Source organism: Thermomonas mangrovi (assembly GCF_028201335.1).
In the GTDB taxonomy this organism is placed as follows: Bacteria; Pseudomonadota; Gammaproteobacteria; order Xanthomonadales; family Xanthomonadaceae; genus Thermomonas; species Thermomonas mangrovi.
Map to the genome: position 1 here is coordinate 124,780 of NZ_JAPEVV010000001.1, position 12,821 is coordinate 137,600.

12 protein-coding genes are annotated in these 12,821 nt (G+C 72.2%); 3 read left to right on the forward strand and 9 right to left on the reverse strand.

Annotated features, from left to right (window positions below; translation table 11 throughout):
- The first annotated feature begins 95 nt into the window (after positions 1-95).
- A complete protein-coding gene (locus ON759_RS00620; protein WP_271678422.1) occupies positions 96-1,511 on the forward strand; it encodes a solute:sodium symporter family transporter in 1,416 nt (471 codons plus the stop codon).
- Position 1,512: 1 nt separating this feature from the next.
- Here ON759_RS00620 and ON759_RS00625 read toward each other — a convergent pair whose 3' ends face one another.
- Genes ON759_RS00625 through zwf form a run of 5 tightly spaced genes read right to left on the reverse strand, consistent with a single transcriptional unit; the run spans position 1,513 to position 7,188 of the window.
- Positions 1,513-2,160, reverse strand: coding sequence for a bifunctional 4-hydroxy-2-oxoglutarate aldolase/2-dehydro-3-deoxy-phosphogluconate aldolase (locus ON759_RS00625; protein ID WP_271678423.1), 648 nt, complete (start codon positions 2,158-2,160; stop codon positions 1,513-1,515).
- Positions 2,161-2,167: 7 nt separating this feature from the next.
- Positions 2,168-3,178, reverse strand: coding sequence for a glucokinase (gene glk, locus ON759_RS00630; protein WP_271678424.1), 1,011 nt, complete (start codon positions 3,176-3,178; stop codon positions 2,168-2,170).
- Positions 3,175-5,004 carry a phosphogluconate dehydratase gene (edd, locus tag ON759_RS00635; protein ID WP_271678425.1) on the reverse strand — a complete coding sequence of 610 codons (1,830 nt, stop codon included), beginning with the start codon at positions 5,002-5,004 and terminating at the stop codon, positions 3,175-3,177. The genes glk and edd overlap by 4 nt, the downstream gene beginning before the upstream one ends.
- On the reverse strand, positions 5,004-5,726 hold the full coding sequence (pgl, locus tag ON759_RS00640) for a 6-phosphogluconolactonase (protein ID WP_271678426.1): 723 nt from the start codon (positions 5,724-5,726) through the stop codon (positions 5,004-5,006). The genes edd and pgl overlap by 1 nt, the downstream gene beginning before the upstream one ends.
- Entirely contained in the window at positions 5,719-7,188 is a 1,470-nt protein-coding gene (zwf, locus tag ON759_RS00645) for a glucose-6-phosphate dehydrogenase (RefSeq protein WP_271678427.1), read from the reverse strand. Before zwf ends, pgl begins: the two co-directional genes overlap by 8 nt.
- 181 nt (positions 7,189-7,369) lie before the next feature.
- Between zwf and fabA the strand changes: the two genes are divergently transcribed.
- Entirely contained in the window at positions 7,370-7,885 is a 516-nt protein-coding gene (gene fabA, locus ON759_RS00650; RefSeq protein WP_271678428.1) for a 3-hydroxyacyl-[acyl-carrier-protein] dehydratase FabA, read from the forward strand.
- A gap of 1 nt (position 7,886) precedes the next feature.
- Positions 7,887-9,095, forward strand: coding sequence for a beta-ketoacyl-ACP synthase I (gene fabB / locus ON759_RS00655; protein ID WP_271678429.1), 1,209 nt, complete (start codon positions 7,887-7,889; stop codon positions 9,093-9,095).
- 9 nt (positions 9,096-9,104) lie between these two features.
- Here the strand turns inward: fabB and ON759_RS00660 are convergent, their stop codons facing one another.
- From ON759_RS00660 to ON759_RS00675, 4 genes are read right to left on the reverse strand one after another with little or no spacing between them, the layout of a single operon-like run.
- Entirely contained in the window at positions 9,105-9,938 is an 834-nt protein-coding gene (locus tag ON759_RS00660; RefSeq protein ID WP_271678430.1) for an alpha/beta hydrolase family protein, read from the reverse strand.
- The gene (locus ON759_RS00665; protein WP_271678431.1) at positions 9,938-10,849 is read right to left on the reverse strand and encodes a bifunctional hydroxymethylpyrimidine kinase/phosphomethylpyrimidine kinase; all 912 of its coding nucleotides are present in this window, start codon (positions 10,847-10,849) and stop codon (positions 9,938-9,940) included. The genes ON759_RS00660 and ON759_RS00665 overlap by 1 nt, the downstream gene beginning before the upstream one ends.
- A gap of 31 nt (positions 10,850-10,880) precedes the next feature.
- Complete coding sequence (locus ON759_RS00670; protein WP_271678432.1) at positions 10,881-12,566, reverse strand: SulP family inorganic anion transporter; 1,686 nt, start codon at positions 12,564-12,566, stop codon at positions 10,881-10,883.
- Positions 12,563-12,817 carry a helix-turn-helix domain-containing protein gene (locus ON759_RS00675; protein ID WP_271678433.1) on the reverse strand — a complete coding sequence of 85 codons (255 nt, stop codon included), beginning with the start codon at positions 12,815-12,817 and terminating at the stop codon, positions 12,563-12,565. Before ON759_RS00675 ends, ON759_RS00670 begins: the two co-directional genes overlap by 4 nt.
- Positions 12,818-12,821 lie beyond the last annotated feature (4 nt).

Genomic DNA, 12,821 nt, shown 5'->3' on the forward strand with positions numbered 1-12,821 from the left:
TCCCCGCGATCGGATGAAGTGACCACGCCCCTGCCTGTCCCGCACAGGCAGGGGCTTTTTTTCGCGCATCGTCGGCGCGAGGGGGCAACAACGCGATGCAAACCAATGTCGTGCAACTGGCGGTGTTCCTGGGCCTGACCCTGCTGGTGGCGCTGGCCACCTGGTGGCGCTACCGCAAGGAAGCCCACAGCGCGGATTCCGCGCAGGACTTCTTCCTGGCCGGCAAGCACCTGAGCTGGCCGTTCATCGCGGGCAGCCTGCTGCTGACCAACATCAGCGCCGAGCAGATCGTGGGCATGAACGGCGCGCAGAACATGCTGCAGGTGTGGTGGGAGTTCGGCGCCGCCGCGGGCCTGCTGGTGCTGGCCAAGGTGCTGGTGCCGATGTACTACAAGTACGACTGCACCACGACCACCGAGCTGCTCGAGAAGCGGCTGCCGAACGGGGCCTCGCTGCGACGCACCGTCTCGGTACTGTTCCTGCTGGGCTACATGTTCATCCTGCTGCCGATGGTGCTGTACACCGGCGCGCGCTTCATGAAGTCGCTGTTCCAGCCGGACCTGCCGATCCTCGCGATCGCGGTGCTGTTCGCGCTGGCGGGCCTGGCCTACGCGGCGCTGGGCGGCCTGCGCGCCATCGCCATCTCCGACACCTACATGGGCGTGGTGCTGCTGGTGATGGGTGGGCTGGTGACCTGGTTCGCGCTGGAGCGCATCGGCTGGGACTTCTCCGGCATCCCGGCGGAGCGCCTGACCCTGTGGGGCGCGCCGGATTCCGACATCCCGTGGTCGACGTTGCTCACCGGCATGGTGTTCGCGCACATCTTCTATTGGGGCACCAACATGCTGATCGCCCAGCGCGCGTTGGCGGCGAAGGATATCCGCGAGGCGCAAAAGGGCATCTACGCCGCCGCGCTGCTGAAGTTCCTCACCCCGCTGATCGTGATCCTGCCGGGCATCATCGCGTTCAAGCTGTACGGCGACATCGACGACAACGCCTATGGGCGGCTGGTCGGCGACGTGCTGCCGGCGTGGCTCTCGGGCGCGTTCGCGGCGGCGATCACCGGCGCGGTGCTGTCGAGCTACAACGCCGGCCTGAACTCCGCGGCCGCGCTGTACACGGTCGACATCCACCTGCCGATGGTGAACCCGAAGGCGGACGGCAAGCGCGTCGGCCAGGTCGTGCAGGTGGTCTTCATGCTGGCCTCGCTGGCGCTGGTGCCGCTATACCAGAACGCGAAAAGCATCATCGGCACGCTGCAGCAGCTGAACGGCCTGTATTCGATGCCGGTGCTCGCCAGCTTCTTCGTGGCGATCTTCGTGCGCGGCGCGAATGCCAGGGCCATCCGCATCGCGCTGGTGTTCGGGGTGGCGCTGTACGCGGTGTTCACTTTCGCGTGGACGCCGCTGCACTACCTGCACCTGATGTTCATCACCCTGGTCGCGACCGTGCTGGTCGCGGTCGGGTTGAGCCGCGCGATGGGCGCGCCGGCGGCGAGCGCCGACGCCTGATTCAGCGTAGGAGCGCGGCGGCCTCGCGGGCGAGGTCGCCGATCCGCGCCCAGTCGCGGGCCGCGAGCGCGTCGGCGGGCAGCATCCACGAACCGCCGACGCAGGCGACGTTCGGCAACGCGAGGTAGGCCGGCGCCTTCGCCGCGTCGATGCCGCCGGTCGGGCAGAAGCGCGCCATCGGCAGCGGGCCGGCGAAGCCCTTGAGCGCGCCGATGCCGCCGCTGGACTCGGCGGGGAAGAACTTGAAGCGGCGCCAGCCGCGTTCCAGCCCGCGCATGAGCTCGCCGGCGGTGGCGATGCCCGGGATCAGCGGGATCCCGCTGGCCGCGCCCGCGTCGTACAGGGCCTCGGTGACCCCGGGCGAGATCGCGAAGCGCGCGCCGGCGCGTTCGACCGCGGCGAGGTCGGCGGCGGACAACACGGTGCCGGCGCCGACGCAGGCCTCGGACACCTCGGCGGCGATGCGCGCGATGGCCTCCAGCGCGCAGTCGGTGCGCAGGGTCACTTCCAGCACCGGCAGGCCATTGCCGGCCAAGGCGCGCGCCAGCGGCACCGCGTCCTCCAGCGCGGCGATGGTGATCACCGGGATCACCGGCGCCAGCGCGAAGACCGCGTCGACCTGCTGGGCGTGGCGAGTGCTGTCGAACATGGCGTCCTCAGAGGTCCTTGGCGCGCAGCGCGGTGGCGGCGCCGAGCAAACCGGGTTGCGGGTGGGTGATCACGTGGATGGCGACGCGTTCCAGCAATGGCGCGAAGCGGCCCTTGGCGAGGAAGCGTTCGCGGAAGGCGCTGCTGCGCAGGAACGGCACGAAGCGCGGCACGATACCGCCGGCGATGACCACCGTGCGCGCGCCGTGCACCAGCGCGCAGTCGCCGGCGACGCTGCCGAGTACCGCGCAGAAGCGCGCGAGCGTGCGCCGCGCGGGCAGGTCGTGGCCGTCCAGCGCGGCCGCCACGATCGCGGCGGGGTCGCGCATCGCCGGGCGTTGCAGGCTGCTTTCGCCCGGCAGCAGGTTGGCGGCGGGCGCAACGCTGGCCGCGCCGCGCAGGACCAGGTCGATCTCCGACAGCCCCTTGCCGCACAGCAGGCGCTCGTTGGAGGTGCGGCCGTGCTGCGCGGTCAGCCAGGCATCGATGGCGCGTTCCTCGTCGCCCAGCGGCGCGAAGCTCACGTGCCCGCCCTCGGTCTCCACCGCGTGCCAGCCATGCGCATGCGAGCCGACCAGCAGCGCCACGCCCAGCCCGGTGCCGGGCCCGAGCACGCTGACCGGCCCCTGCAGGGGCGCGTCGGCGTCGCCATGCAGGGTGACCCGTGCATCGGCGTCGAGCGAGGGCACCGCCCACGCGATCGCGCCGAAGTCGTTGAGCATGCGCAACTCGTCGAGGCCCAGCGTCGCCTGCAGTTCGCTGCGGCTGAACGACCAGGCGCGGTTGGTCAGGCGGATCTCGTCCTGCCCGACCGGGCTGGCGACCGCCAGCGCGGCGCGATCCGGGCGGATCCCGACCTCGGCGATGTAGTGCTCGACCGCGTGCTGCACGCTGGCGAAATCGGCGTTGCGCAGCGCGCGCGCGTGCTGCAGCTCGACGGTCGGCGCCGCGAGGTCGGTCAGCGCGAAGCGCGCGTTGGTGCCGCCGATGTCGGCGACCAGCGCGAGCGGCCGGCTCACGGCGTGTCCTCGTCCACGAACAGCGCGCAGGCGCCCTGTTCGGCGGGACCGACCTGCGCGCGCATCACCGCGAACAACTCGCGCCCATGCCCGCTGCGGTTGCCCGACAGGTCGGCCTGGTCCGGCGTGCGCGCCTGCCACTCGGCCTCGGCGACCAGCGCATCCATGGTCCCGGCCTCGGCGTCGATGCGCACGCGGTCGCCGTCGCGGAGCTTGGCCAGCGCGCCGCCGCTCGCGGCTTCGGGGCTGACATGGATGGCGGCCAGCACCTTGCCGGAGGCGCCGGACATGCGTCCGTCGGTGAGCAGGGCGACGCGCTGCCCGCGGTCCTGCAGTGCGGCCAGGGTGGGCGTCAGCTTGTGCAGCTCGGGCATGCCGTTCGCGCGCGGGCCCTGCCAGCGCACCACCGCGACGAAGTCGCCGGCCAACTGGTCGGCCTTGAACGCGGCCAGCAAGGCGTCCTGCGAATCGAACACCCGCGCGGGCGCCTCGATGCGGCGGAATTCCGGCGCAACCGCGGACACCTTGACCACCGCGCGGCCCAGGTTGCCCTGCAGGCGCCGCAGCCCGCCCTCGCGGTCGAACGGATCGGCGACGCCGCGGACGATGTCGGCATCGCGCGACTGCGTGGGCGGTTCGCGCCAGCGCAGCGCGAGGTCGTCGAGCCAGGGCTCCAGCGCCTGCTGGCGCAGGTCGCCGCCGTGCACGCAGGCGATGTCGGGATGCAGCAGGCCGGCGTCGATCAGTTCGCGGATCACCAGGCCGAGGCCGCCCGCCGCCTGGAACTGGTTCACGTCGGCGCTGCCGTTCGGATACACGCGCGCCAGCAGCGGCGTGGCCTGCGAGAGTTCGTCGAGGTCGTCCCAGTCGATGCGCAGGCCGGCGGCGCGGGCGATCGCCACCAGGTGCAGGGCATGGTTGGTGGAACCGCCGGTGGCGGCCAGCCCGACCATTGCGTTGACGATGGCCTTCTCGTCGACGGTGCGCGCCAGCGGGCGATAGTCCTCGCCGAGCGCGGTGATGCGCAGCGCCTGCTCCGCCGCGGCCACGGTCAACGCATCGCGCAGCGGCGTGTTCGGCGGCACGAAGGCGCTGCCCGGCAGGTGCAGGCCCATCACTTCCATCAGCATCTGGTTGGAGTTGGCGGTGCCGTAGAACGTGCAGGTGCCGGGCGCGTGGTAGGAGGCGGCCTCGGCGTCCAGCAGTTCCTCGCGGCTGGCCTGGCCGAGCGCGTAGCGCTGGCGCACCTCGGCCTTCTGCTTGTTGGGGATGCCGGAAGGCATCGGCCCCGCCGGCACGAACACCACCGGCAGGTGGCCGAAGCTCAGCGCGCCGATCAGCAGGCCGGGCACGATCTTGTCGCAGACGCCCAGCATCAGCGCGGCATCGAACATCTCGTGCGAGAGCGACACCGCCGTCGCCATCGCGATGGCATCGCGGGAGAACAGCGACAGCTCCATCCCGGTGCGGCCCTGGGTGACGCCATCGCACATCGCAGGCACCCCGCCGGCGACTTGTGCGCTGCCGCCGGCGTTGCGCGCGGCCATGCGGACCAGGGTCGGGTACTGCTCCATCGGCTGGTGCGCCGAGAGCATGTCGTTGTAGGCGGTGACGATGCCGATGTTGCCGCCCGCGCCGGCGCGCAGGCCCGCCTTGTCCGTGCCCGCCGCGGCGAAGCCATGGGCGAGGTTGCCGCAGGCGAGCGCCCGCCGCGCCGGTCCGTCCGTGCGCTGCGCTTCCATGCGCGCGAGGTAGGTCGCGCGCGTCGCGCGGCTACGGTCGGCGATGCGGGCGGTGACGCGTTCGACCACGGGGTGCAGGGGCATCAGGGACTCCAGTGGATCCGGATGGGCGCGTCGGCGCGCGCATGCAGCAGGGCGGCGACCGGCAGGCCGGTGCCGGCGTCCTGGCGCTGCGCGTCGCGCAGGACGCGGCGCTTGTCGTCGCCGGTGACGACAAGATGGATTTCGCGTGCACGCAACAGTCGCGGCAGGGTCAGGCTGATCCGCGGATACGGCGCTTCCGGCGGCAGCGGGTCGGGCAGCACGCCGATCGCGTCTTCGGGTGCCGCGAGGTCCAAACCCTCGGCCAGGTTGCTGGCGCCGGGGAACAGCGAGGCGACGTGACCATCGGCGCCCATGCCGAGCAGCACCACGTCGAACGCGTGCGGATGGGCGGCGAGGAAGCGGCGCGCGTGCGCCAGCGAGGCCCGTGGATCGCCGTCCGTGCTGGTCAGCGGATGCACCTCGATCGCCGGGTCGGCCGCGAAGGCGGCGCGCAGGTGGCCGAGGTTGCAGGCGGGGTGGTCGTGGGGGACGCAGCGCTCGTCGCCGGGCAGGGCGAGCACGCGGCCGCCCAGTGCGCTGGCGGCGAGGTGGGCGTAGATCGGCAGCGGGGTACGCCCGCCGGCGAGCGACAGATAGGCAACGCCGCGTGCGGCGATCGCCGCGCGGCAGGCGGCTTCCAGCGCGGCGGCGACGTGCGCGACCAGCGCGGGCGCGTCGGCATGGTCGTGCTCGATCCAGCCCATCGCGCGCGCCTCACTCACGCCAGCTGTGGCCGTGGCGCTCGATCAGCGAGACCGCGGCGGCCGGGCCCCAGGTGCCGGCGGGGTAGGGCCGCGGCGCCAGCCCCTGGCTGCGCCAGCCGTCGAGGATGGCATCCACCCAGGCCCAGGCGGTTTCGGTTTCGTCGCGCCGCACGAACAGCGTGCCGTTGCCCTCGATCGCATCCAGGTACAGGCGTTCGTAGGCGATGCGCTTGCGCGCGCTGGCGAATTCCTCGTGGAAGTCGAGGTCCAGCCCCACCTGCGACAGGCGCAGGCCCTGGCGGTCCAGCCCGGGCGTCTTGCTCATCAGGTCGAGCTCGATGCGCTCCTCGGGCTGCAGCTTGATCACCAGCCCGTTCGGGCGCATGTCGGCGGCGGTGCGGCCGCCGAAGATCGAGTACGGCACCTTGCGGAACTGGATGTAGATTTCGGTGCTGCGCGAGGGCAGGCGCTTGCCGGTGCGCAGGTAGAACGGCACCCCCGACCAGCGCCAGTTGTCGATGTGCGCGCGCAGGGCGACGAAGGTCTCGGTGCGGCTCTCGCGCCCCAGTTCCTGGGCGTAGCCGGGGACCGCGACGCCGTCGATCGCGCCGGCGCCGTACTGGCCGGCCACGGATTCCGCCGCGACCTCGTGCGCGCCGATCGCGCGCAGCGAACGCAGCACCTTGATCTTCTCGTTGCGCACCGCGGTGGGTTCGAAGCGCGCGGGCGGCTCCATCGCGACCAGGCACAGCAGCTGCAGCAGGTGGTTCTGCAGCATGTCGCGCATCGCGCCGGAATCGTCGTAGTAGTCGCCGCGGCCTTCCACGCCGACCGTCTCGCCCACGGTGATCTGCACCTGCTCGATGTGGCGCGCGTTCCACAGCGGCTCGAACAACGCGTTGCCGAAGCGCAGCGCGATCAGGTTCTGCACGCCTTCCTTGCCGAGGTAATGGTCGACCCGGTAGATGCGGTCCTCGTCGAAGGCACGGGCGACGCTGTCGTTGATCGCCACCGCGCTGGCCAGGTCCTTGCCGATCGGCTTCTCCAGCATCACCCGGGTGCCCGGGCCGGCGGCACCGTGCGCGGCCAGCGCCTGGCAGGCCGGGCCGTAGAAGCGCGGGGCGGTGCTCAGGTGGTAGAGCACGTCGCCGTCGCGCAGGGCCTGCACGCGCGCGGCCAGCGCCGCCATCGAGGCGTCGTCGTCGACCCCGGCGGCCTGGTAGTCGAGCCGTTCGAGCAGGCCGCGCAACGCGCCCGCATCGCGCTCGTGGGCGGGGATGCGCTCGCAGATGCTGGCTTCGACCTCCGCGACGAAGGTCTCGCGGTCGAGCTCGCTGCGCGCGGTGCCGAGGATGCGCATGCCGTCCGGCAGCAGGCGTTCGGCCTGCAGGCTGTACAGCGAGGGCAGGAGCATGCGCCGGGCGAGGTCGCCGGTGGCGCCGAAGATGGTCAACAGGGAAGCGGGCACGGGCTGCGTCACGAGGGGGTCCGGGGTCACGTCAACGCGAGTTTAAGGGCGATCCGCGCCGGGATTGGCGCTCCCCGGCGCTGTATTGGTTTTCATCCGGGTGAACCGCCCGGCAACGCCCCAGGTCGCATACGCGTAGGTATGTCGCGGGGTGCGGCCCTAGAATCGAGTCTTTACTCCAGACGTGCCCCCGATGACCCGTCCTTCTTCCCTCGACCATGCGCAACTGCTGGCCTGCGCCCGCGGCGACCTGTTCGGTGCCGACAATGCGCGCCTGCCTGCGCCCCCGATGCTGATGTTCGACCGCATCACCGAGATCAACGACGATGGCGGCGCGCACGGCAAGGGCTTCATCCGCGCCGAACTCGACATCCGACCGGACCTCTGGTTCTTCGACTGCCATTTCATCGGCGACCCGGTGATGCCGGGCTGCCTGGGACTCGACGCGATGTGGCAGCTCACCGGCTTCTTCCTCACCTGGCTGGGCGCGCAGGGCCGCGGCCGCGCGCTGGGCTGCGGCGAGGTGAAGTTCACCGGCCAGGTGCTGCCCACCGCGAAGACGGTGACCTACGAGGTCGAGATCACCCGCCTCATCAACCGCAAGCTGGTGATGGCGCAGGCCGATGCCCGCACCCTGGTCGACGGCCGCGAGATCTACACCGCGCGCGACCTGCGCGTGGGCCTGTTCACCTCCACCGAGGGTTTCTGACATGCGCCGGATCGCGATCACCGGCATGGGCATCGCCTCCTGCCTGGGCAACGACCTCGACACCGTCTCGGCCGCCCTGCGCGCCGGCCGCGCCGGCATCCGCTTCCTGCCCGACCACGCGGAACACGGCTTGCGCAGCCAGGTCGGCGGCGCGGTGGACGTGGACCTGGAGGCCGCCATCGACCGCAAGCTGCGCCGCTTCATGAGCGATGCCGCCGCCTACAGCTACCTGGCGATGCGCGACGCGATCGCCGACGCCGGCCTCGACGAGGCCCTGGTCAGCCATCCGCGCACCGGCCTGGTCGCCGGTTCCGGCGGCGGGTCCAGCGAATGGCAGGTGGAGACCGCGGACATCCTGCGCGCGCGCGGCGTGCGCAAGGTCGGGCCGTACATGGTCCCGCGCACGATGTGCTCGACGGTGTCGGCCAACCTCGCCACCGCGTTCAAGACCAAAGGCGTGAGCTATTCGCTGTCGGCCGCCTGCGCGACCTCGGCGCACTGCATCGGCGCGGCCGCGGACCTGATCCGCCATGGCGCGCAGGACATCGTGTTCGCCGGCGGCGGCGAGGACCTGCACTGGACGATGACGGTGATGTTCGACGCGATGGGGGCGTTGTCGACCGGCTCCAACGAGACCCCGGCGACCGCGTCGCGCCCGTACGACGCCAACCGCGACGGCTTCGTCATCGCCGGCGGCGCCGGCATGCTGGTGCTGGAGGACTGGGACCACGCGGTCGCGCGCGGCGCGCGCATCCATGCGGAATTGCTCGGTTACGGCGTGACCAGCGACGGCGCCGACATGGTCGCGCCGAGCGGCGAGGGCGCGGTGCGCTGCATGCGCATGGCGCTGGAAGGGCTGGACCGCCCGATCGATTACCTCAACACCCATGGCACCTCGACGCCGCTGGGCGACGTCACCGAATTGAACGCGGTGCGCGAGGTGTTCGGCGACGCGGTGCCGCCGCTGTCCTCGACCAAGGCGCTGTCCGGGCATTCGCTGGGCGCGGCCAGCGTGCATGAGGCGATCTACTGCCTGCTGATGATGCGCGACGGCTTCATGGCCGGATCGGCCAACATCGAGACCCTGGATCCGCGCTGCGAGGGCTTCCCGATCCTGCGCGAGAGTCGCGATGCGGCGTTGCGCACGGTGATGTCGAACAGCTTCGGGTTCGGCGGCACCAACGCGACCCTGGTGTTCGGCAGGGCCTGATCGCCCTGGTCAGCGGGGCGCCAGCAGGCGCGCCGCGACCGCGTCCGGATGCTTCATCCACGCGTAGTGGTCGGCCGCGGCGCCCAGCGTCGCGGCGTCCACGACGTCCACGCGCACCCGCGCGCCGCGCAGCTTGCCGAGCAGGAACGCCAGCGAGGACGTAGGCGCCAGCCAGTCGTCGGCCAGCACGATGCCGCGCACCTCGCCGCCGAAGCAGGCCATGCCCGCGTCCAGGTCGAGGTCGAGGCCTCGCGCCGCGTAGCGCCCCGACAATGCGCTGCGCGACCAGTCGCCGATCACCCCGCGTGCCTCGTTGCCGCCGAAGCCGATGCGCTTGCCGGGCAGGGCACCATTGCGGCGTGCCAGCCAGTCGAGGAACCGGTAGGCGCCGGGCAGCCACCAGCGGGTCGGCGCGGGGAACGCGCGCCAGTAGGGCGAGCCGCTGCCGACCAGCCACAGCGCGCGTGCCGCATCCGGCGCCTGCGCCACCCGGCAGCACGCCAGTTGCCCGCCGAGGCTGTGGCCGCCGAGCAGGCGCGGCAGGCCGGGCAGGGCGGCGTCGACCGCGCGTTCGCTCGCGGCGATGTCCGCCAGCAGTTCGCGGTAGCCCCAATCCACCGCGCGCGAGGCCCGCAGGCTGCTGCTGCCGTTGCCGCGCCACTCGTGCACGAAGGTCGCGATGCCGCGCGCCGCCATCGCCTCGGCGAAGGGCAGGAAATGCCGCGCGGCCAGCCCCATCCCGGGCAGCCACAACAGGCTGGCGCTGGCGCCGTCGGGAATGCGTGCCTGCAGCTCGGCGCGATGCCCGTCGCCGGTCTCGACCGGCAGTGCGAGGCTGCGCATCAGGACGAGAGCCCGGCGCCGATGTGGTCGAGCACCACCACGTCGCCGCGTCCCGGCCGGTAGCCGCCGCGCAGCGCACGTTCGATGTAGTCGGTGGCGGCTTCCACCGCAGCGGGCATCGGCAGCCCGAGGCAACGGTTGGCGGCGATCGCCGAGGCCAGCGTGCAACCGGTGCCGTGGCCCTCCAGCGGCAGCCGGCGATGCCGGAATTCGCGTTGCACCGCGCCGTCGTCGTAGCGGTCGACCACGCTGTCGCCTTCGTCCAGGTGGCCGCCCTTGAGCAGCACCGCGCGTGCGCCCATGCCCCGCAGCAGGGCGATCGCCGCCCGCGCGTCGTCGCCATCGGCGATGCGCCGGCCGATCAGCAGCTCCGCCTCCGGGATGTTGGGTGTCACCAGGTCCGCCATCGGCAGCAGCCGCGTGCGCAGCGCCTCCAGCGCATCGTCGGCCAGCAGCTTGGCGCCGCCGGTCGCCACCATCACTGGATCCAGGACCACGACCGGCGCGAGCGCGGGCTCCGCTGTCGATGCAGAGCGCGCCATGGATGCCGCGCGTCGGCGAATTGAAGCTGGATGCGAAACCTGAGCCGCTGCATCGACGCGAGGCCGGGATTGCGCCTCGATGAAGTCAGCCACCGTGTGGATCACCTCCGCATTCGCCAGCATCCCGATCTTCACCGCGCCGATGTCGAAGTCGTCGAAGCAGGCCGCCAGTTGCGCGCGCAGGAAGTCCAGTGGCGGGACGTGCACCGCGGTCACCCCGCGGGTGTGCTGCGCGGTCAGTGCGGCGATCGCGGAAACGCCGTGCACGCGATGCGCGGCGAAGGTCTTGAGGTCGGCCTGGATGCCGGCGCCGCCGCCGGAATCGGAGCCGGCGATGGTGAGCGCGGAGCGCATGCCGGGGGTCTGCATGCACGCATTGTGCCGGAGCCACCGTCGGGCGTCAGGACGCGGGCGCGGCGTCCGTCGCCAGCTGGTCGACCAGCGCCAGCGCGGCCTCGAAGTCGCGCACCAGGTGCAGGCCCGCGCCGTGGTCGGAGAGCGGCAGCCGCGAGAGCGTGCGCCGCGGCTGCGCCTGCAGGCCCGAGATGACCAGCGGGATGCCGCGCGTGCGGCAGCGCTCGTACACCGTCTTCAGCGCATGCGCGCCGCTGGCGTCCACCAGCGGCACCTGGCCCATGCGCAGGATGTAGGCCCGCGGCGCCTTGCCGCCGTCGTCCAGCACGCTTTCCAGGCGCCCGGTTGCACCGAAGAACAGCGGCCCGTTGATCCGGTAGACCTGCACGTCGTCGGGGACCCGCGCGCGCTGGGTCAGGTCCTCGGGCGCGTCGTCGGGGCCGGCGAGTTGCAGCCCGGACTGCACGTCCACCACGTCGGCCATGCGCGCCATGAACACGAAGGCGGCGATCACGATGCCGACCTCGATCGCGAAGGTCAGGTCGACCAGCACGGTGGTGGAGAAGGTGGCCAGCAGCACCGCGCGGTCGCCCTTGGGCGCGCGCAGGGTGTGCAGGAAGTGCTCGCGCTCGCTCATGTTCCAGGCGACCACCAGCAGCACGCCGGCCAGCGCTGGCAACGGGACGTAGCGCGCCAGCGGCGCCAGCACCAGCATGAACGCCAGCACCAGCAAGGCATGCAGCATGCCCGCCACCGGCGTGCGCGCGCCGCTGCGGATGCTGGTGGCGGTGCGCGCGATCGCCCCGGTGGCCGGCAGGCCGCCGACCAGCGCGGATGCGGTGTTGGCGATGCCCTGCGCGACCAGTTCGGTGTTGGGCCGGTGCTTGCCGCCGCTCATGCCGTCGGCGACCACCGCCGACAGCAGCGACTCGATGCCGGCGAGGAAGGCGATGGTCAGCGCGGACGGCAGCAGCGCGACCATGCGGTCCACCGAGACCGCGGGCCAGTGCGGCATCGGCAGGCTGGACGGGATCCCGCCGAAGCGCGAGCCGATGGTGTCCACCGGCAACTGCCACAGCGCGGTCGCGCCCGCCGCCGCCAGCACCGCGAGCAGGAAGCCGGGCGCGCGCGGGGCCCAGCGACGCAGGCCGGCAATCAGCGCCACGCTGGCGGCCGCCATGCCCAGCGCCCAGGGATCGGTCTCGCCGAGGTGCGCCGCGAGCACCCGCAACTTCGGCAGGAACTCGGCCGGGACCTTCGCCACGTCCAGGCCCAGCGCGTCCTTCAGCTGGCTGGTCGCGATGATCACCGCGATGCCGCTGGTGAAGCCGGTGACCAGCGGCTGCGGCATGAACCGCATCAGCGTCCCGGTCTTCAACAGCCCGGCGGCGATGAGCATCACGCCGGCCATCAGCGTGGCCAGCACCAGGCCGTCGTAACCGTGGGTCGCGATCACCGTGTAGACGACCGGGATGAAGGCACCGGTCGGGCCGCCGATCTGGAAGCGCGAGCCGCCCAACGCGGAGATCAGGAAGCCGGCGACCACCGCCGTCACCAGGCCCTTGTCCGGCGTGGTGCCGGAGGCGATCGCCAGCGCCATCGCCAGCGGCAGGGCGACGATCGCGACGGTCAGCCCGGCCATCGCGTCGTGGCGGAAATCCGCCGGCCGGTAGCCCTCGTGCAGGACGGTCCACAGCTTGGGCAGGAACGGCGCCTGCCGCGTCGCGTTCATCGCGCCGCCTTCAGCCGCACGCCGCGGCCGCGCCCCTGGCTGGGCTGCTCGTTGCCGATCAGTTCGACGCCGGCCGCGTCCAGCGCGGCCACGATCTTGCTGAGCGTGGACACCACGCCGCGCACGTGTTCATCGCGGCTGGCCTCCATGCGCTGGATGGTCGGCAGGGAGACCCCGGCGAGCGCGGCCAGCGTGCGCTGGTCGATGCCGAGCAGGGCGCGCGCGGCGCGCAATTGGGCGGCGGAGATCATGCCG